This window comes from Brevibacillus choshinensis, from assembly GCF_016811915.1.
In the GTDB taxonomy this organism is placed as follows: Bacteria; Bacillota; Bacilli; order Brevibacillales; family Brevibacillaceae; genus Brevibacillus; species Brevibacillus choshinensis_A.
The window spans coordinates 3,103,551-3,123,166 of sequence record NZ_CP069127.1 but is presented as its reverse complement, the minus strand read 5'-3'; the positions used below and the strand labels follow the sequence as shown (position 1 = coordinate 3,123,166).

Annotated in this window: 17 protein-coding genes and 1 riboswitch; of the genes, 14 read left to right on the top strand and 3 right to left on the bottom strand. The window is 50.2% G+C overall.

Translation table 11 applies throughout. From position 1 onward, the window contains the following. Positions 1 to 59: 59 nt before the first annotated feature. The 13 genes from JNE38_RS15735 to JNE38_RS15675 all read left to right on the top strand — a co-directional run bounded on the left by JNE38_RS15735 (position 60) and on the right by JNE38_RS15675 (position 13,283). Positions 60 to 1,268, top strand: a complete 1,209-nt coding sequence (locus JNE38_RS15735; RefSeq protein ID WP_203254623.1) for an alanyl-tRNA editing protein — start codon at positions 60 to 62, stop codon at positions 1,266 to 1,268. Positions 1,269 to 1,316: 48 nt separating this feature from the next. Continuing rightward, positions 1,317 to 1,697: a kinase-associated lipoprotein KapB gene (kapB, locus tag JNE38_RS15730; protein ID WP_203254622.1), complete on the top strand. Its 381-nt coding sequence runs from the start codon at positions 1,317 to 1,319 to the stop codon at positions 1,695 to 1,697. Between the two features lie 41 nt (positions 1,698 to 1,738). Beyond that, a riboswitch (TPP riboswitch) is annotated at positions 1,739 to 1,849 on the top strand. A gap of 225 nt (positions 1,850 to 2,074) precedes the next feature. Beyond that, complete coding sequence (gene thiS / locus JNE38_RS15725; RefSeq protein ID WP_203254621.1) at positions 2,075 to 2,278, top strand: sulfur carrier protein ThiS; 204 nt, start codon at positions 2,075 to 2,077, stop codon at positions 2,276 to 2,278. Between the two features lie 5 nt (positions 2,279 to 2,283). After that, on the top strand, positions 2,284 to 3,054 hold the full coding sequence (locus JNE38_RS15720) for a thiazole synthase (RefSeq protein ID WP_203254620.1): 771 nt from the start codon (positions 2,284 to 2,286) through the stop codon (positions 3,052 to 3,054). A 1-nt stretch (position 3,055) separates the two neighbouring features. Further along, positions 3,056 to 4,345, top strand: a complete 1,290-nt coding sequence (locus tag JNE38_RS15715; RefSeq protein WP_203254619.1) for an acetylornithine deacetylase — start codon at positions 3,056 to 3,058, stop codon at positions 4,343 to 4,345. A 4-nt stretch (positions 4,346 to 4,349) separates the two neighbouring features. After that, positions 4,350 to 5,021 (top strand): thiaminase II, encoded by a 672-nt coding sequence (gene tenA / locus JNE38_RS15710; protein WP_203254618.1) that lies wholly within the window; start codon positions 4,350 to 4,352, stop codon positions 5,019 to 5,021. Continuing rightward, positions 5,015 to 5,791 (top strand): ABC transporter ATP-binding protein, encoded by a 777-nt coding sequence (locus tag JNE38_RS15705; RefSeq protein ID WP_203254617.1) that lies wholly within the window; start codon positions 5,015 to 5,017, stop codon positions 5,789 to 5,791. Before tenA ends, JNE38_RS15705 begins: the two co-directional genes overlap by 7 nt. Further along, complete coding sequence (locus tag JNE38_RS15700; protein WP_203254616.1) at positions 5,791 to 6,561, top strand: ABC transporter permease; 771 nt, start codon at positions 5,791 to 5,793, stop codon at positions 6,559 to 6,561. The genes JNE38_RS15705 and JNE38_RS15700 overlap by 1 nt, the downstream gene beginning before the upstream one ends. Before the next feature lie 19 nt (positions 6,562 to 6,580). Then, the gene (locus tag JNE38_RS15695; RefSeq protein WP_203254615.1) at positions 6,581 to 7,606 is read left to right on the top strand and encodes an ABC transporter substrate-binding protein; all 1,026 of its coding nucleotides are present in this window, start codon (positions 6,581 to 6,583) and stop codon (positions 7,604 to 7,606) included. Positions 7,607 to 7,763: 157 nt separating this feature from the next. After that, positions 7,764 to 8,846, top strand: coding sequence for a M42 family metallopeptidase (locus tag JNE38_RS15690; protein ID WP_203254614.1), 1,083 nt, complete (start codon positions 7,764 to 7,766; stop codon positions 8,844 to 8,846). A 145-nt stretch (positions 8,847 to 8,991) separates the two neighbouring features. Continuing rightward, complete coding sequence (locus JNE38_RS15685; protein WP_238933337.1) at positions 8,992 to 9,501, top strand: GNAT family N-acetyltransferase; 510 nt, start codon at positions 8,992 to 8,994, stop codon at positions 9,499 to 9,501. A gap of 432 nt (positions 9,502 to 9,933) precedes the next feature. Beyond that, positions 9,934 to 11,325, top strand: a complete 1,392-nt coding sequence (locus JNE38_RS15680; RefSeq protein WP_203254613.1) for an amino acid permease — start codon at positions 9,934 to 9,936, stop codon at positions 11,323 to 11,325. A 17-nt stretch (positions 11,326 to 11,342) separates the two neighbouring features. Continuing rightward, positions 11,343 to 13,283: an alkaline phosphatase family protein gene (locus JNE38_RS15675; RefSeq protein WP_343071702.1), complete on the top strand. Its 1,941-nt coding sequence runs from the start codon at positions 11,343 to 11,345 to the stop codon at positions 13,281 to 13,283. 64 nt (positions 13,284 to 13,347) lie between these two features. On the opposite strand, the gene JNE38_RS15670 is transcribed toward JNE38_RS15675, so the two are convergent. The 3 genes from JNE38_RS15670 to JNE38_RS15660 all read right to left on the bottom strand — a co-directional run bounded on the left by JNE38_RS15670 (position 13,348) and on the right by JNE38_RS15660 (position 16,546). Next, on the bottom strand, positions 13,348 to 14,259 hold the full coding sequence (locus JNE38_RS15670; protein ID WP_203254612.1) for an AEC family transporter: 912 nt from the start codon (positions 14,257 to 14,259) through the stop codon (positions 13,348 to 13,350). Positions 14,260 to 14,453: 194 nt separating this feature from the next. After that, on the bottom strand, positions 14,454 to 15,695 hold the full coding sequence (locus tag JNE38_RS15665) for a cytochrome P450 (protein ID WP_203254611.1): 1,242 nt from the start codon (positions 15,693 to 15,695) through the stop codon (positions 14,454 to 14,456). Between the two features lie 305 nt (positions 15,696 to 16,000). Beyond that, entirely contained in the window at positions 16,001 to 16,546 is a 546-nt protein-coding gene (locus JNE38_RS15660) for a hypothetical protein (protein ID WP_203254610.1), read from the bottom strand. A 175-nt stretch (positions 16,547 to 16,721) separates the two neighbouring features. On the opposite strand from JNE38_RS15660, the gene dacB reads away from it, so the two are divergent. Then, complete coding sequence (dacB, locus tag JNE38_RS15655) at positions 16,722 to 19,604, top strand: D-alanyl-D-alanine carboxypeptidase/D-alanyl-D-alanine endopeptidase (RefSeq protein ID WP_203254609.1); 2,883 nt, start codon at positions 16,722 to 16,724, stop codon at positions 19,602 to 19,604. The last annotated feature ends 12 nt before the right edge of the window (positions 19,605 to 19,616 follow it).

Below are 19,616 nucleotides of genomic sequence, written 5' to 3'. Positions count from 1 at the left end.
GGAGAAAATGACGGAAGCATATCCGATGTGATTTTTGCTTTCTGCAGCAAGGAGCCGAGATGAAAGATCGATTGTATTATCAGGATGCCTATACGCAAACATTTACAGCAGACGTGGTGAAGCGGGGAACGGAGCAGGACGGTTCTCCCTTCGTCGTTTTGAGTCAAACCGCCTTTTATCCCACGGGTGGCGGCCAGCCATCTGATCAAGGGAAACTTGGCGGGATCCGTGTCATGGATGTGGAAGAAGTGGATGGAGAGATTCGCCATCGACTGTCAGATCCATTGCCGGAGAACGTGACACAAGTAGAGGGCCAGATTGACTGGGACCGCCGATTTGATCATATGCAGCAGCACGCGGGACAGCACATCTTGTCCGCTGCGTTCTTGGAAGTGGCGGGTGCAGAGACGCTGGCCTTTCATTTGGGCAAAGAGCGTGTCACGATTGACGTGAGACTGGATGATTTAAAAGAGGAACTCTGGGAGAGCGTCGAACAGAGAGCCAACCAGATCGTACTGGAGAACCGCCCGATCTCTGCCAGATTCGTGGATGATGAAGAACTGGCGACGTTGCCTTTGAAGAAGCAGCCGACCGTGACGGAAAACGTTCGCGTGGTCATCATTCCCGAATTCGATTACAATCCATGCGGTGGTACGCACCCGGCACATACCGGGGAAGTCGGCATGATCAAAATCTTGGGGTGGGAACGTCATCGGGGGAACATTCGTCTGGAGTTTATTTGTGGATGGCGCGCCTTGCGAGACTATACGAAAAAGCAAGCTGCAGTCAGGGAAGTGTCGAAGCTGCTGATGACCAGTGATTCAGAAGTGATCGCGCAGACGCAGAGACTGATTGCGGAGCGAGATGCGTTGAAACAGAGCTTGCAGGAGAAGGAGAAAGTTCTGCTGGAGGGAGAAGTCCGCCAGCAGCTGGAGCGAGCAAGCCAAGTCGGTCCTGTACGAATCGTGCAGCAAACCTTTACAGACAAAACCATTCAACAGCTCCAGCAATTCGCCCAGCAAGCTGTCGCGCAAGCTCCTGATGTCGTTTGCCTATTGGCCGCGACAGGAGAAAAACTGCAGCTTGTATTTGCCAGGGGACCCCAAGTCGACGTGGCAGTCAATCAGCTGATGAAGGATACGCTTCCCCTCGTCGAAGGACGGGGCGGGGGAAATCCAGCCATGGCACAAGGCGGTGGACAACCGAGCTTGCCTGCGGAAGAAGTGCTGGCTCATGCTCGCAGACAGCTGGAAGCTGCGCTGGCCTAAACCGGTAGAATGGAAGCATGGGCAATGCAAAAGGAGGAATTTAGGTTCATGTGGAACCCGGGAGATATTGTACGTGTGACCCAAAAAACAGGAGAGTATATCACTGAGGTGTTGGAAATCCATGATGCCAAGCTGCTGGTAAAGGTCTTGGCCGTCACGAAATTTCCTACCCAAGGAGATTTGCATACTTCCTATGAAGTGGACGTCCCCTTGTTTCACCAACGTCCGGCCTTGTCCTACCAAGAAAAATTCATGGTATTTAGCAACGCGGTCACGAGGTATAACGGCATGATTCCGGATTACCGAGAGTCTGTGCGTGTAGCCATGGAGCGCGAAATGGAGAAAATGAGAAAGATGTCTCAGTGGGCTGCTCGCTGTCTGCTTGAGCTGGAAGCCCTGCACAAGGAAACCTTTACAAATTCAAAATAGAGTGTTACTGTAGAACTCGAATGAACGACAATTGAATACGATGACTACCAAGCGGGAGCCGAGCGACGTCGGCTGAGATTGTAACGAGGGTGTTACTGACCGTTGAACCTGATCTGGGTCATGCCAGCGGAGGAAGAGGTATAACGAATCGTTATAAAACCAAACCATCCACGGCGGATGGTTTTTTTATAAAAACGATCTGCGTGATGATAGGGAAGACGGCTTCTTCTGTTTTGCTGGGTGAAATCCAGCAGTGGGAGGAGTCGTTTTTTTGTACTATCGGAAGTATTAAAACTTAAGGCTGATAGTATAAGCGCAACCAAGTCTGCACCAAAAAGCTTGGTGCAGCCAGGTTTCTAATGGATGGGAGGAATACGATGGTAGTTACGCTCAATGGAAAAAAGGTAGAACTGGCAGAAGAGATCAGGACGATCCGTGCCCTGCTCGCCTCATACCAGCTGCAGGAGAAAATCGTGGTAGTGGAACAAAACGGTGACATCATCGACCGTACACGCTACGAAGAATCACCGATTGCAGATGGAGATCGCATAGAAATCGTTCACTTTGTTGGAGGAGGATGATCATCATGGATACATGGAAAATTGGCCCTTACGAATTTCATTCCCGTTTGCTTTTGGGAACAGGGAAGTTTGCGGATTTAGAGACACAAGGCAAGGCGGTAGATGTTTCGGAGGCAGAAATCCTGACGTTTGCGATTCGCCGACTGAATTTGGAAAATCCGCAGGAGCCTAACTTTTTGGAACAGCTCGACTTGAATAAATACACGCTGCTGCCAAACACGGCGGGAGCCTATACCGCGGAGGAAGCAGTTCGCATCGCGCGCTTGGCAAAAGCATCCGGACTATGCGACATGATCAAGGTCGAAGTGATCGGGGACCCCAAAACCCTATTGCCTGATCCGATCGGAACTCTGGAAGCTTCCAAAATTTTGGTTGAAGAAGGTTTTATCGTTCTGACTTACACGAATGATGATCCAATCCTCGCTCGCCGACTTCAGGAAGTGGGCGTTCATGCAGTCATGCCAGGAGCTTCTCCAATCGGTTCCGGCCAAGGAATTGTCAATGAAAATAATCTCCGTTTCATTATCGAAGATGCAAAAGTGCCGATCATTGTCGATGCAGGCATCGGGGCGCCGGCCGATTGCGCGAAAGCGATGGAGCTGGGTGCAGATGGCGTGCTCTTGAATACAGCCGTAGCTTTGGCGGACAATCCCGTGCTCATGGCAGAAGCGATGAAGCTGGGTGTGGAAGCAGGACGCAAAGGGTTCCTGGCTGGACGCATTGCGAAAAAACGGTATGCGTCTGCGAGCAGCCCGACCGAAGGGATGATTGAGTAGCATGAGAGGGCTCGCGGCAGCAGTCGAGGCTATCGCCAACCGAGGGGACGAACTGTTTGACTTGCTGGGCAAGCTGGTGTCACAGCCAACCGTGAGTCCCCCGGCTCGCAACAGTGAGCAGGCCCAGAGCTTGATTGCGGGGGAGCTGCAGGAAATGGGCTTTGACATCGATCGATGGCCCGTGTATCCCGGTGACGATAATGTCGTGGGACGACTGCCGGGAACTGCTTCAGAAGAGTCCAAGAGCTTGATCATCAATGGCCATATCGACGTCGCGGAAGTAGGAGATGACACGGGATGGACGTATCCGCCATTTACGTTGACGACAGGACCGGACGGCAGATGGTACGGTCGCGGGGTGGCAGATATGAAAGGCGGATTGGCTGCCAGCTTGTTTGCCATCAAAATGCTGCGAGAGCATGGCGTCGAACTAAAGGGAGATCTTCTCTTCCAGTCGGTCATCGGTGAAGAAGCCGGAGAAGCTGGGACCCTCGTGGCAATTGAGCGAGGCTACAGCGCCGACTACGCCGTTGTCGTCGATACGAGCAATCTGCATATGCAAGGGCAAGGCGGAGTCATCACAGGCTGGATTACGATTGAGAGCCCGACGACCTTGCATGATGGGATGCGGGCCAAAACCATCCATGCCGGCGGGCGCGTCCACGGTGCTTCGGCGATTGAAAAGATGATGAAAATCATCGCATCCTTGCAAGAGCTGGAACGTCACTGGGCCGTCATGAAAACCTATCCCGGATTCGCACCTGGGAGCAATACGATTAATCCTGCTGTGATCGAAGGCGGAAGACATGCCGCTTTTATCGCCGACAAGTGTGCGCTGTGGATTTCGGTCCATTTTTATCCAGACGAATCCTACGAAGACATCATTCGCCAGATCGAGGATCATGTTTGCCGTGCTGCGTCTGCTGATGTGTGGTTACGCGAGAATCCACCGACGTTTCGCTGGGGAGGTCGTTCCATGATCGAGGAGCGAGGTGAAATTTTCCCCTCCCTCGAAGTAGACCGCAGCCATCCCGGACTAGCTGCGCTGCAAAACGCTTACGAAGCTCAGGTCAAGCGAGCTCCTGTTTTGGACATGTCTCCTACGGTGACCGACGCAGGCTGGTTTGCGCACGCAGGAATCCCTGCTGTCCTGTTCGGCCCTGGAGAGCTCGCGCATGCGCACGCGGTGGATGAATCCATCGATCCCGAGCAGCTGATTCAATTCGCTCAAGTGATGGCTCGATTTATCGCCGAGTGGTGCAACACGAAAAAGGAAGCAAAGGAGTGGTAGGAGCATGAGCACGTTTACGGAACGTCTGTGGAAGCATGTCGCACCCATTTGGGAGAAGACGCATCAGCATCCGTTTGTGACCGGGCTTGGGGACGGCACGTTGCCCGTAGAGTCATTTGCCTTTTACATGAAGCAAGACTACGTCTATCTGATTGATTACGCCAAGATCTTTGCCATCGCGAGCACCAAGGCTCATGATCTGGAGACGAGCGCCAAGTTTGCAGGGTTGCAAGAAGCCACACTGAACGGAGAAATGGCTTTGCATCGCCAATACGCCGAACGGTTTGGCATCTCCCGCGAAGAGCTGGAAGCAACCGAACCCTCATTCGTCATGATCGCGTATACCAGCTATATGCTGAAGGTTGCTCACCAAGGCTCCTTGGCCGAATTGGTCAGTGCTGTCCTCCCTTGCATGTGGGGATACTGGGAAATCGGTAAGAAGCTGGCCAAAGTGGAAGGCGCGATGAACCATGAATGGTACGGAGAATGGGTGCGCACCTACAGCTCTGAGGAGTTCGGGGAGCTGGCCGCCTGGTTGATCGGTCTGATGGACCAGCTGGCAGAGGGTAAAAGTGAACAGGAACTCGCGAGACTCGAAGAGCATTTCCTGACCACCTCCAAAATGGAGTACTTGTTCTGGGACATGGCTTATCGAAAGGAAATGTGGCCGTGCTAGACAGACTGGCCTTCTCAGGCGTTCGTTTTTCCTACGGTGATCAGCCCATTCTCCACGATTTTGACATTCATGTAGGAAAAGGCGAATTCATCAGCCTGATCGGACCCAGCGGAATCGGAAAAAGCACGCTGTTTCAGCTGGTGGCAGGTCTCTTGCACCCACAGCTGGGAACCATCACCTTAAACGGAGCTCCGATGGAGAAGCGGTTGGGGATGGTGGGGTACATGCCTCAAAGAGACGCGCTGCTCCCGTGGCGTACGGTCGTGGAAAACGCAGCACTCCCTCTGGAGATTCATGGCGTTGCCAAAAAAGAGGCGCAAGCGAAAGTTCGCCTTGAGCTGCCCCGCTATGGCTTGTCCGAGTGGGCGGATGCATACCCCTCAGAGCTATCCGGCGGTATGCGGCAGCGCGTGTCTTTCCTGCGTGCACTGCTTTCTGGAACTGACCTGATGCTTTTGGATGAACCGTTCAGCTCGCTTGATGGAATTACGCGGATGGAGATGCAGGAGTGGCTGATGGAGATGTGGCAGGAGACCGGCAGCACCATGCTGATGATTACCCATGACATCGATGAAGCCATTTTACTCGCCGATCGCGTGATTGTCTTGACGGGTAAGCCGATCGAAAAGCCAGTCGAGCTCGTGGTGAATCTCGAGCGCCCGCGTACCACTGCCTTTCGAAATCGTGCCGAATTCCTCTCCTTGCGTGAAGAAATCTGGGAGCTGCTGCGTAAAAACGTCGCGAAGCAGTCGAGTGGGAGGGAAGCGTAATGGACAGGTGGGGTCGAGGGATCTGGTTTGCCATCTCCATTGTGCTCTTCCTGATCGTATGGGAAGCAGGGTGTCGGCTGCTGAACGTGCCATCCTTTATTTTGCCGCCGCCAAGTGCGGTTGTGAGCTCCTTGTGGGATTTACGTGCCACCCTGCTGGGACTTCATTTATGGGTGACGTTGAAGGAAGTGCTGCTTGGACTGAGTGTCTCGATCCTTTTCGGGATTTTGCTCGCCTTTGCGATGAGCATGAGCCGGGTAGTGGAACGACTGGTATATCCGTATATCGTCATTTCCCAAACCATCCCGATCATTGCGCTTTCACCCGTCTTTATCCTGTGGTTCGGGTACGATTTATCCGGGAAAATTGCCATCACGATACTCTTCACGTTTTTTCCGATTGTCGTCAATACCTACGACGGGCTGCGCTCCACAGATAAAGAAATGCTGCAGCTGCTGAAAACCATGGGAGCTAACCGTTGGCAGATTTTCACGAAGCTCCAGCTTCCCGCAAGTTTGCCGCATTTTTTCAGCGGGCTGAAGGTAGCCGCCACTTACAGTGTGGCAGGGGCGACGATCGGGGAGTGGCTCGGAGCTAGTGAAGGACTTGGTTATTTTGGCCGCCGCGCGTCTGGAAACTTCCAGGCACCAGCTCTCTTTGCGTCCGTCCTTTTGCTCTCTGTGCTCGGCATGCTCCTGTTCTGGTTGGTCGGTCGGTTGGAGCAGCATTTCACCCCACAGCAAAGATCAAGAAGAAAAACATCCAAGTGAAAATAGGGGGAACTTACCCATGAAATCGATTCAAAAATGGAGCAAAGCCGTCACGGCTCTACTCCTGTCAGCGGGACTTGCAGCCTGCGGAAACCAATCGGGAGCGCAGCAAACAGCTCCTGGTACAAATCAAACGAACGCACCGACTGAGCTGACCGTCGCGCTGGATTGGTACCCAAACGCGGTTCACTCCTTCTTGTACGCGGCTGAAGAGCAAGGCTACTTCCAGGCAGAAAATCTGAAAGTGAATTTTCAAATGCCATCAGACAGCAACGATCCATTGAAAATGGCGGCTGCAGGGAAAGTAGACCTGGCGATCAGCTATCAAACACAGGTCGTACAAGCCCGTTCCGAAGGCATTCCTGTGGTATCGGTAGGGGCTTTGGTACGCCATCCGCTTAACGTCATCATGACGAGACAGGATAGCGGAATCGACACTCCGCAAAAGCTGGCAGGGAAAAATGTAGGCTATCCTTCTGTGCCTTTGGATGAGTCTATCGTGCGTAACGTCGTCAAGCATTCAAGTGGCGATGATTCCGGAATTTCCTTTACCGACATCGGTTTTGATATCGTGCCTGCTCTGACTGGCAAAAAGGTCGATGCTGTCGTTGGCGGGTACAAAAACCACGAGCAGCTGATCCTCGAGAAAAATGGCATTCCGGTCAATGTCTTTGCGCCGTCTGATTTTGGCGTACCGGATTACTACGAGTTGGTCATGACCACCAGCGATGATACATTGGGCAAAAAGCAGAAGGCGATTGAAGCATTCATGCGCGCTGCTGCGAAAGGCCAGCAATACGTCAAAGATAACAAGGAAAAAGCGCTCGATTTGCTCCTCGGCAAGCAGGCAAATGAATTCCCGCTCGAAAAAGACATCGAAACAAAGAGTCTCGACATTTTGCTCCCTCTGATGGATGCAGGGGACAAACCGTTTGGGAGTCAAGCCAAAGAATCCTGGCAGACTCTCATCGATTGGATGAAAAAAGAGCAGCTGATTACGCGGGATGTCAAAGTAGACGAAGTTATGCGCGATCTGGCCAAGTAATTGTGCATGGGAGAAAAAGAATAACGGCAGTGTAGGACGAACGTTCGTCCTGGCTGTCGTTTTTTTATGGAAACCGAAAGAAAAAAAGACTCCTAGATCACCGCCACACATATCCAAGTTCCTACATGGTCATCATACCCACTGGAGGGATGCGATCATGGATAACGATCTGCAATTAATGAAGGAATTAACCGAAACAGCAGGGCCGCCCGGATTTGAGATGCGTGTGCATCAGCTCATGAAGAACAGACTTACCCAATTGACGAACACGACGGTAGAAGACAATCTCGGCGGAATCGCAGGCCAGCACGGAGAGTCAGGGCCGAGAATCCTCCTGGCTGCACACTTGGACGAAGTGTCTTTTATGGTCACGCACATCACCAAAGACGGCTTTCTCCGCATGCAGCCTCTCGGCGGATGGTGGGGACACGTCATGCTGGCTCAACGAGTAAAAGTGCTTTCCCGAAAAGGCGATCACACGGGAGTGATCGGCTCGAAGGCGCCTCATGTCCTTTCCATTGAAGAAAGAAAAAATGTGCTTGAAATCAAAAACATGTTTGTCGACATTGGAGCATCCAGCAAGGAAGAAGTGGAAAGCTTCGGGATCGAAGTGGGTGACCCGATTGTCCCGATTTGCCCCTTCGAAGTACTGCCCAATCCGAAAATGCTCATGGCCAAGGCGTGGGATAACCGCGCAGGCTGCTACGTAGTCTTGAAGGTTTTGGAGCAAATCCAGAAAGAAACGCATGCCAATACCGTGTTCTGCGGTGCAACCGTACAGGAGGAAGTAGGGCTGCGAGGTGCGGTTACCCTATCCCATAAGATTAACCCGGATATCGCCTTCGCTCTTGATGTGGGAGTAGCCGCTGACACCCCTGGGATGACTGAGCGGGATGGCTACACCAAACTGGGCGGCGGGCCCCTTCTCGGTTTTTATGATGCCAGCATGATCCCTCATTTGAATCTCCGAGATTTTGTCATCGATACGGCAAAGGAACATGGCATCCCTTATCAGACGGATATCATGCCAGGCGGTGGAACAGACGCAGGTAAATTCCATCTCGCTCACAACGGCGTTCCTTCCATGGTCGTGAGTGTAGCAGCTCGGTATATCCACAGCCATGTCTCCATGGTCAGCCGAGACGATCTGGACATGACCGTAAAGCTCCTTGTTGAGCTGATCAAGAAATTGGATGAGAATACCGTTCAACAGATCAAAGGGATGAATAGGAGAAAATGATCGTAGCGAAGCCCGATGCCTCTTTTTAGGCAGAGGGTTTTTTTCGTTGTGGAAGATCAATGGCAATATTCCTTCTGGCTAGATGCTGACCAAGTAAGCTACATTGTTTATAACGCATAGGAAAGCAGTAGAGGAGGGAAATGTAATGAAGACCATCCTAGATGAAAAGGGACCTATTCTCGAACTGATAAGAGTGACAGAGCAAGACACGGAACGAATAGAAGAAGTGAAACAACTCTTTTTAGAGTACGCCCAATCGCTCGAGATTGATCTGTCTTTTCAAGATTTCGAAGAGGAACTTCGATCATTGCCAGGAAAGTATGGAGCACCGGATGGGGTTTTGCTGCTCGCTTTTGTAGGAGGGCAAACAGCTGGATGCATTGCCCTGCGAAAGATTTCGGAAGGCATATGTGAAATGAAACGGTTATATGTCAGAGACGCATTCCGAGGATTACGATTGGGAAAAGAATTAATCATAACGATCATACAAAGGGCTGCGGAGCTTGGGTATGGATCGATCAGATTGGATACTTTGCCCACGATGGCAAAAGCGCAAGCATTGTATCGTTCCCTGGGCTTTTATGAGATTGACCCTTATGTGTTTAATCCAATCCCGGGTGCGAGGTTTATGGAGCTCGAATTGAAAAAAACATAAGGCTTTCCGGACAAGTAGATTCAAGGAAAGAATAGAGCCAAATTCTCAAAGATGTCCAGTGAGAATTTGGTTTTCTTTTTTGAGTGCAAGATTCAATCGTTTCAGACACAAGGTAACGAAAAAAAGTTTATCGAACATGTAATTTTTATTTATTATTCATACAAAACATATTAATAAACTGACTGTTTTTTTAGTAAATACAATTGTCAATAACAAAGAAACATATTAAAATAAACAAGTAATTCTGAAGTAAAGCGTTACCATAGCAGGATGAATAATCGAATTGGCGATTTGGAATGCTTTACGAAGAAGTGTACATGATTTCGTAGATTATTTGTGAATCAACAAAAACACAGATTTGAACATGGAGATGGAATGGAGAAATGTCATACTGAAAAAAGCTAGGAGTAGCAGAGAGGAAGAGAAGCTGGAGTGGAAAACAAGGAATTGAAAAGGGGTCTGGAATCACGTCACATCCAGATGATCGCTTTGGGAGGCACCATTGGTGTTGGACTTTTCATGGGTTCAGCAAGCACAATCGGCTGGACAGGTCCTTCCGTCATGCTCGCTTACGCAATTGTAGGAATCTTTATTTTTTTAATCATGCGTGCCATGGGGGAAATGTTGTACCTGGAACCAAGTACAGGTTCATTTGCGACCTTTGGCCATAAGTACATCCACCCGCTGGCAGGGTACATGACAGCTTGGAGCAACTGGTTCCAGTGGGTAGTCGTCGGGATGTCAGAAATCATCGCCGTCGGTACCTACATGAAATACTGGTTCCCTGATTTACCTGCATGGATCCCTGGTATCATAGCCATGGTGATTCTCGGTGCGGCCAACTTGATCTCTGTGAAGTCATTCGGTGAATTTGAATTCTGGTTTGCGTTGATCAAAATCGTCACTATCGTTTTGATGATCATTGCCGGGTTTGGCCTGATTTTCTTTGGAATCGGCAATGGAGGCAACGCAATCGGATTATCCAATCTGTGGAAAAACGGAGGCTTCTTCACGGGCGGCTGGACTGGCTTCTTTTTTGCATTGTCGTTAGTGATCGGGGCTTACCAAGGCGTCGAATTGATCGGGATTACGGCGGGTGAGGCCAAAGATCCTCGCAAAACGTTGACTAGCGCGATTCAGAGTATCATTTGGCGCATTTTGATTTTCTATATTGGTGCCATTTTTGTCATTGTAACCGTTTACCCGTGGGATCAGCTGCATGCAATCGGCAGCCCGTTCGTCGCCACTTTCGCGAAGATTGGGATTACCGCAGCAGCAGGATTCATCAACTTTGTCGTCATCACCGCTGCCATGTCTGGATGTAATAGCGGGATCTACAGTGCAGGACGCATGCTGTATACTTTGGGTGTCAATGGACAGGCACCGAAAGTATTTACGAAGCTGTCCCAAAACGGTGTGCCGCTGCTGGGAACGATCGGCGTGCTTATCGGGCTAGGCGTCGGGGTAATTTTGAGCTATATCGCACCTGAGAATCTGTTTGTGTACGTCTACAGTGCAAGTGTGCTTCCTGGTATGGTCCCGTGGTTTGTGATTCTCATCAGTCAGATTCGATTCAGAAAAGTAAACGCTGCGCAGATGAGCAATCATCCGTTCAAGATGCCTTTCGCACCCGTGACCAACTACGTTACGATCGCCTTTTTGCTGATGGTGCTGGTCGGCATGTGGGTGAATGATGAGACTCGCGTTTCCTTGATCGCAGGGATTGTGTTTCTCGCTATCGTAGCTATCAGTTTTTACGCTTTTGGAATTAGCAAGGCGGTGCCATTGGAGAATCACTCCGATGATCATAAAGGAACAAAATAGTACTTTAAGCATGAGCCATTCAACCAAAAGGGACATCGAACATCGATGTCTCTTTTTTTCGTTACAGCGCCGTTACACTCGCTCGATTCCTTGCCATTACAGGATTCGGAGGAGCCCCAGCTTTTGTTAAAGGACGATCAGGACTGGGTAAAGCGATTCACTTTCAATCCACATCGAAAGAAAATGCTTCCTGGATTGATCTCGGTGAGAATGAAGAGCTGAAGTTTGGTGACGCACAAGACTTTACGGTTTCCTTCTGGGTAAAGTCTCCGGGTGTGGATGCGGATCCGGGTATCATCTCCAATAAAAATTGGTCAAGCGGCGGAAATGTGGGGTGGTTCATCGGGCTGCAAGGGTCTACATTGAAATGGAATTGGCGCACATCCGACAGTTCTCGTCTGGATGCTGCGATTCCAAACGTAGCTAATGACGTATGGCACTACGTCGTCGTTTCTCATGATCGTGATGGACTTGCAACCATCTACATGGACGGTAAGGTAGCAAAAACGATCGATATCAGCACATCCAAAGGAACGATCGATACGAGCTTTACGACCAAAATAGGACTCGATGGAGCTGGCAACCATTTTGGAAATCGCTACGATGTGCAATTGGACCAGCTGCAAATTTTGAGTCACACGGTGACCGAGAAAGAAGTGGCGAGCGTCTACGCGAGTGCTCCCAAAATACCGGTGAAGAGCGTCTCGTTGGATCAGACCAAGCTGAGTCTCAAAGCGAGTGCAACGATGCCACTCACGGCAATGATTTCCCCGAAGGAAGCGTCCGTGCAAGAGGTGAAGTGGAGCACCAGCAACAAGGAAATCGCGAAGATTGAAATGGTCAATGGACGACCGACTGTCATCGCAGGCAAACCGGGAAAAGCGAAAATCACAGTCAGGACGGTCGATGGCAGCAAAACGGCAAAAACCGAAGTGACCGTCACGAACTCCATAGACGTCTCTGGAGACGGCCTGTTGAGCGCGGATGACCTGAAAATCATTGAGAATTACCAGGGCAGCCTCGCCGGTGACCGAAATTGGGAAAAAGCCCAGCAAGCGGATATCAATTCGGATAAGAAAGTAGACAAAGCCGATCTGAAAATGATGAACGAAAAACTCGCGCCCTACCGGAACGATTTCCTTTACAAACGGGTGGTGGTCATCGGAATTGATGGAGCAGGGGCTGCTGTCAAGGATCCAGAGGCAAACGCAACGAATATTTTAAATCTCATCAAAGAAGGCGCAGGAACCTTTGATGCCAGGGCCATGCTGCCGACGATCAGCGCGCAAAACTGGGGAGCCATTCTGCACGGTGTCACTCCGGACAAGCATCAATTGATCAACGATATCGCAGCTGCTACTCCATATCCTGAGAACAGCGATTATCCGTCGTACATGAAGCTGCTAAAGCAAGAACGTCCAAAGCTTGAACAAGCGTCCTTTGCCACATGGAGCTCCATCAACATCGGAATCATCGAAGATTCTGCAGGAGCATTCAAGCAAAACAGCGGATCCGATCGAGAGACTTCGAAAAAGGTAGTGGAGTACATGAAAAATGAGGGAAAAAATGCCCGCAGCATCTTCGTTCACTTGGATGAAGTAGACGGCGCCGGCCACAATCATGGCTACTTCACCCCGGAATTTTACAAGCAGCTCCAAAAAGAAGATGAGTATGTGGGTGACATCCTCAAAGCTTTGGAGGATGAGGGCCTGATGGAAGATACCTTGATCATCCTCACAGCTGATCACGGCGGCAAAGGAACCGGGCATGGAGGTTCCTCTCTGGGAGAACAACGGATTTTCTGGGCTGCCAAAGGCGCTACAATCGCGCCCGGAACAGAGCTTTCAGGGGTGGAAAACATGGACACCGCTGCCGTAGTGGCCCATGCGCTGCGTCTGGATCTCCCACAAAATTGGGATGCAAAAATTCCAGAAGGTCTATTTCAGGACAAAGAGTAAATAAAAAGCAGAAAAGCTATTCCTCGTTCCTGCATTCAAGGAAAAAGGATAGCTTTTCTTTCTCTTACAACAGCATATTGGAGATGCCCCACAAGAGGACAAAGCTGATTAGGATGGTCGTATTCGATACCATGCCGACGAACTTGTAATCGTACTTAAATTCCACCGAGTAGGCAAGCACGGAGACTCCCATCGGCAGAATGAACCCAACAAGCAGCGTATATTTGAACATGTCTTCGAAAGGCAGGATCAAAAAACAGGCAATGCCGATGGCGAGGCCGACGACGTAACGCAGACCGAGCACTTTCCAAAAGTGAAGCTGGTAACGCTTGTCAAACGAAAAGTTCAAGTAGATACCGAGCAGCAGCAAGGACAACGGCATGTTTGCCTTCGAGATCGTTCCGGTGATGCCGAGAAACATCTCGGGGAGTGGAATATGAGCGAGATTGATCACAAAAATGAGGAGATACGTAATCAATGGAATCGATTTGGACACTTTCCCAATCACTTGCTTAAAATTCAGCTTTCCATCGTCGCCAGAGTAGTAGCTCCCGATCAAATAGCTCACACCGAATACGACCAGAGCGTTGCCGATGTCAAACATCCCAAAATAGGCGAGACCTTCCTCTCCCCAGATTCCCTGGACGAGCGGATAGGCGAACAAGCCAACATTAAAGCCCGGTATCATCATCCCAAGCATACCTTTTGTTTTCCGATTTTCTTTCCGGAAAGCAAAATAAGCGAGGATGGCAGCGAGAATCCCGTAGAGAAATCCGCTGACAACGAGCAGCAAAAGAGAGGCATCCAAGGTGATGCTATGAAAGGTAGTGATGATCAGACAAGGCAGGGTGATGTTGAAAATGATTCGAGCCAGTGCTTCGCCGTCCTTTTCTCTGATGATGCTGCAGCGTTTGAGAAAATAGCCAAGTGCGATAATCAGGACGGAGGAGAGAAACTGACTGTTAAAACTGTCCATTGCAAAGTCTCCTAACTTTCTTGCTGTTCAAATGGTATGTCGCAAACAATTATTGACTTTACCACTATTCTGATGAGATGAAAAGACGAGGATTGTAAAAAGTAATCTACGTACGCGGCAGCGGTTGAAAGACAATATGCAAAAAACCCAGAAATGGAGCGCAGAGGGCTGTCCATTCCTGAGTTTTTGATGGTTTATGTACGCGCGGAAAAAGTGATCGGATAGCTTTTTACGCCAAAAACAAACGGACTGGGGATTGGTGTGAGTGTTGTTTTGGCAAAGCTCAAATCATCCATCCGGGAGAGCATAATCTCTAGTGCAATCTGTGCCTCCAACCGAGCCAGAGGGGCGCCGAGGCAAAAGTGGATGCCAAATCCAAAGCCCATGTGCGGATTAGGTTTGCGATCCGGAAGAAATGTGTCCGGGTCCTCAAACTTTTCGGGGTCGCGATTGGCAGCGCCTACCCAGGATACGACCTGCTGGCCTTCTCGGATCAACTGACCGCCGATCTCCACATCCTGGGTCGTCATTCTACCTATCGCAACAATGGGAGGATAGAAACGCAGTGTTTCTTCGACAGTCGTTTTTACGAGCTCTGGATTCTGTCTGACTTGGTTTTGGATTGCAGGCTGCTCCGTCAAGAGGCGAACCGCATTGGTAATGAGGTTCGTCGTCGTCTCATTCCCCGCCACAAGAAGCAGGATACAGAAGCGCAGAATCTCTTGTTCCTGTAATTTTTCTCCGTCGATCTCTGCTTGCAGGAGTGCAGAAACCAGATCATCCTCAGGCTGTTTTCGGCGTTCATTGAGTATGGCAAGAAAGTATGCGGAAAGTTCTTTCTCAGCTTTGTCACGCTCCGCCACCATTTGGGCAAAAGCTTCATCCGAGCTCCCTTCCACTCCTTTTACCATGGTATCGGACCATTCCTTGAACAGCATCCGATCTTTGGCAGGCACTCCCAAAAGTTCCGCGATGACGATGACAGGCAGAGGAGTGGCCAGGTCGTGTACCACGTCCATTTTCCCTGATTGAATCACTTGATCGAGCAATTCATTCGTAATGGAAGAAATGCGTGGAGCCAGATCATTGATCGCCTTGGGCGTAAAAGCTTTGTTGACCAGATTGCGCATATGCGTATGCTTGGGCTGGTCCATTGTCAAAAGAGTTTCGCCCCTTACTTCCAGCCCGCGGCGGGATGAAAAAGCGGCAGGGTCTTTTAAAATGCGATGGACATCCTCGTAACGGAAAACGTCCCACGAGTTCCTATCTTCATCAAAACGTACAGGAGTATTTTCACGAAGCTCCCGATAGATCGGGAAAGGAAACAATTGGTCCTCGTGCCGAGCCAGCTCCCTCATGAAAATGATCGTGGCATATCGCGCAGGTTGTTTATCCGGATTCACGGTAGGCTTGCCTCCTAGTAAATAGTTTGGCATACAAGCTAAGATTTCGCTACCTGCGGGAAAATATACGTGAAGGCAGGGGTCGCACTTTACGTTTCCCTTTCGACACAATCTTTTTTATAATGTAGATGTGAATGCTAGTGCGAGGAGTAGTTTGGGATGAACGACAAACGAGAAGGCAGCAATAAGCTGGTCATGTTCGGTTTTATCGGCACGATACTGGTGTGTGCGCTGTCCATGGCGATTTTCATTTACGTTATGAGAAGTTGAGTGGACATAAGAAATGAAAAAGAAACCGCGAAAGTTCGCTCGCGGTTTCTTTTTTGTAGAGCCGACACTCATCGCGATGAAACGCTCCTGAGTTTCCTAGCGAATTCTTCGACGGTCAGCTGATTGAGCTCGGAAAAACCTGAGCCTTGCAAAGCGATCGTCTGACCCTGGGAGAGCGGGTACACACCCTGCCATAGTCCTACGGTGCTGTATAGATCCGTCCCAGATACATGGCGCAGGAACAAGATGTAGTTTCCTTCGGCTAATGGTCCAGGATAGGTTCGATTGAGCGGGCTGCTTGCATCCGGCAAGGGCTCCACGCCGGTGCTGACCAGCTTTAACAGTCGCTGTCCAGAGCCTTTCAATGCTTGTTTCACATGAAGCGACTGAACGTAATTCACCAATGCTCCCTCGCGTAAGGTGCGCCGGGTAGAAACGGACTGATTCGCGCTATCGACCCAAGAAACGACGATCAACTCGCTTTGTTTGACGAGATCCTGCCATGTATTCACAGGGGTTGGGTCGATGCGGATCCTGCCTATGTCTGTGGCTGCAGATGCTGGCACAACCACGAATCCTAGTGCGAACAGAATGAAACAAAGACGGTAAAGCACCTACATTCCTCCGTTTTCGTTCGAATGCTTCTTAGTATTAGCATGCAATGGAACAGTATGCGGATCACTATTTTTAGTATTATGGTAATATTCCGAAAGTATCAAGTGCATGCTATCATGAGTGGGTACTACTAGTTCGATGAGAGAAAACAGAGACTAGGACGAGGAGGGCTTTATGAATTATCGGATGGCCAGACGAACATTATCTTGGTTTCTCATGATGCTGCTTTTGCTCCAGATGGCAGCGGTGCCTGCGTTTGCTGAGGGAGGGAATTCTGCAGCAAACTCGCTTGCCGCAAGTGTGGAGAAGTACCTCAAGGACTTGCAGCAGAATCCCGAGAGCATCGGCTTGTACACGGGGATCGCCATCTATGATTTGACTGATCAAACATACCTTTATACCCACAATGAAAAGCGAAATTACATACCTGCATCTAATATGAAGCTGTTTACGACTATCTCTGCTCTCGATCGACTTGGCCCAGACTATCAATGGAAGACGGAAGTGTACATAGACGGCAAAGTCAATCCAGGAGGCGTCCTGCAAGGAAATCTGTTGCTGAAAGGTTATGGAGATCCGAGCTTGGCTGCCGAGGATCTGGAAAAGCTGGCAGCGGTCGTCAAGGAAAAAGGGATTAAGCAAGTAAATGGGGATCTGCTTCTGGACGAAAGCTACTTTGATGAGGAGCGTTTAGGGACGGGCTGGATGTGGGACGATGAGCCGTATGGATACAGCGCTCAAATCAGCGCCCTCGCTGTTCATAAAAATTTCGCTACAGCCACGGTAGCGCCGGGTCAAAAGGCCGGGGACCCAGCCAAGCTGTCGATCGAGCCAGCAAATGCCTATCTTACGCTGATCAATCAAGTAAAGACAGTCGAAGGGAACAAGTCCGCGATCTCTGTCGAACGTCCGCGAGGGAAAAACGAAATCATTTTGACAGGAACAATAGGGGTGACATCGCCAGCCTATACAGAAGATGTGACGATGGAAGACCCGGCCTTGTTCGTCGGAGATGTATGGAAGCAAAAACTGAGCGCTGCAGGGATCAAACTGAAGCCAAAGACTGAGTTGAAGAAGACAACCGTAAAGACGGGTGTCCCCTTTGCAGCGCATCTCTCCATGCCACTACGTGAGTTGATCGTGGAGCTGAATAAGGAAAGTGACAATTTCTATGCGGAAATGCTGCTCAAAACCCTGGGTGCCACACAAAAAGGCAACGGCAGCTTCCAAGCCGGTACGCAGGTCGTAGCAGATGTCATCAAGAGGGCTGGAATCGAATCGGGCTATACGCAGGTAGACGGTTCCGGCTTATCCCGATTTGACCTGATAACAGCGGAGCAAATGGTAAAGCTGCTCGTCTTTCTGGAAGATCAGGATTACCGTGAGGCACTGGAAGCGTCGCTGCCTATCGCGGGAGTCGATGGTACCTTGAAAAACCGCTTGAAAGGCACCGTGGCAGAGAACAAAGTGTTTGCAAAGACAGGATCAATGGGTGGCGTAAACAGCTTGTCAGGCTTTGTCACAGCGAAAAACGGTCATAAGCTCGCTTTCTCCATCATTGTCAACGGCATCTACAAATCCAAATACGGACGAGAGCTGCAAGATTTTGTTGCGATTCAAATGGCCACCTATCCAGAGGTTCCGTACCCGGGCGATTACACACCGGAAGAAACCAAGAACTACGATTTGTCTGAATGGCTGGATCCGATTCTCGACAAGCCGGAAGCAGCGGGATTGACTGCAGGTGTCATCATCAAGACGCTGGAGGGAGAAGTCCTGTATGAGCGGGATGCAGATTCCCTGCTCACTCCGGCATCCAATCTCAAGCTGTTGACCACTGCGGCAGCCTTGAATCAACTGGGCCCGGACTACACATTCAAAACGGAGCTGTACGGGGACGCGCCCCTCTCCCCGGATGGCAACCAAAAAGGGAATCTATACCTGAAAGGATACGGCGACCCGACGCTTCATACGGAAGATGAGCTGAAAGTACAAGACGGTGTCTCGATCGAGGGAATCGCATCGTGGATGAAAGGGCAAGGATTGACGCGGGTAAACGGCAACCTGATTCTCGACGAAAGCTATTTCGACAAGCAGCGCCTGGGGCTGGGCTGGGCTTGGGATGACGAGAGCTATTATTACAACCCAACGCTGGGGGCTCTGGCGCTTAACCGCGGTACGGTCATGGTCGAATACGAGCCAGGGAAGGAAGCTGGCAGTCCTGTTACATGGAATCTTTTGCCCCAAACCTCGTATGCAAAAGTAATCAACGAAGCGAAAACGGTAGAAGCAGGGGAAGAGAATACCTTTGCCATTCAACGGGACCGTGGAACCAATACCATTCGATTGACAGGCAATCTACCCGCTGATGACTCAGGTGATTATGAGCGTGTACCAGTAGAAGAACCAGCCCTGTACGTGGGGACCGTCTTGAGGGAGGCGCTTACGAAAGAGGGAATCAGCTTCGGACCGAAAAGCTCTATCACAATCGGCCAGGTTCCTTCATCTGCTGTAAAATGGAACGAATTCAAGTCGCTGCCGCTTTCGGACATTGTGACATACTTGAACAAACACAGTGACAATTTCTATGCGGAAATGCTGCTTAAAGCACTCGGAGCTGCGAAGAGTGGCGAGGGAAGTGCTTCTGCTGGTGCGGAAGCGGTGCAGGAGGAGCTGACAACGCTTGGAGGGAGCTCGAATTTCGATATGATCGATGGATCGGGGCTCACTCGTTACAACCTCATTTCCGCCCGGCACATTGCTTCCATGCTGGAGGGAATGACCAAGTCGGACGCTTTTGAGGCCTATGATCTCTCTCTGCCCGTTGCAGGAGTAGATGGAACACTGAAAAATCGACTGAAAGACACACCTGCACAAGGGAAATTGCATGGCAAAACAGGCTCGATGACAGGGGTAAACAGCTTGTCTGGCTACATTACGACGAAAAATGGCGAGACACTCATTCTCTCCATCATTTTAAACGGCTACGCGATCAGCAGTGATGTGATGACGGATATACAGGATCAAATTGCTACGATTCTGGCAGACATGGAATAGGGGAAAAACGGA

Coding starts and splice junctions, on each gene's coding strand:
- JNE38_RS15700 (WP_203254616.1), top strand. CDS start 5,791: ATGGACAGGTGGGGTCGAGGGATCTGGTTTGCCATCTCCATTGTGCTC.
- thiS (WP_203254621.1), top strand. CDS start 2,075: ATGGTAGTTACGCTCAATGGAAAAAAGGTAGAACTGGCAGAAGAGATC.
- JNE38_RS15670 (WP_203254612.1), bottom strand. CDS start 14,259: ATGGACAGTTTTAACAGTCAGTTTCTCTCCTCCGTCCTGATTATCGCA.
- tenA (WP_203254618.1), top strand. CDS start 4,350: ATGAGCACGTTTACGGAACGTCTGTGGAAGCATGTCGCACCCATTTGG.
- JNE38_RS15715 (WP_203254619.1), top strand. CDS start 3,056: ATGAGAGGGCTCGCGGCAGCAGTCGAGGCTATCGCCAACCGAGGGGAC.
- JNE38_RS15665 (WP_203254611.1), bottom strand. CDS start 15,695: ATGCCAAACTATTTACTAGGAGGCAAGCCTACCGTGAATCCGGATAAA.
- JNE38_RS15685 (WP_238933337.1), top strand. CDS start 8,992: ATGAAGACCATCCTAGATGAAAAGGGACCTATTCTCGAACTGATAAGA.
- JNE38_RS15695 (WP_203254615.1), top strand. CDS start 6,581: ATGAAATCGATTCAAAAATGGAGCAAAGCCGTCACGGCTCTACTCCTG.
- JNE38_RS15720 (WP_203254620.1), top strand. CDS start 2,284: ATGGATACATGGAAAATTGGCCCTTACGAATTTCATTCCCGTTTGCTT.
- kapB (WP_203254622.1), top strand. CDS start 1,317: ATGTGGAACCCGGGAGATATTGTACGTGTGACCCAAAAAACAGGAGAG.
- JNE38_RS15690 (WP_203254614.1), top strand. CDS start 7,764: ATGGATAACGATCTGCAATTAATGAAGGAATTAACCGAAACAGCAGGG.
- dacB (WP_203254609.1), top strand. CDS start 16,722: ATGAATTATCGGATGGCCAGACGAACATTATCTTGGTTTCTCATGATG.
- JNE38_RS15735 (WP_203254623.1), top strand. CDS start 60: ATGAAAGATCGATTGTATTATCAGGATGCCTATACGCAAACATTTACA.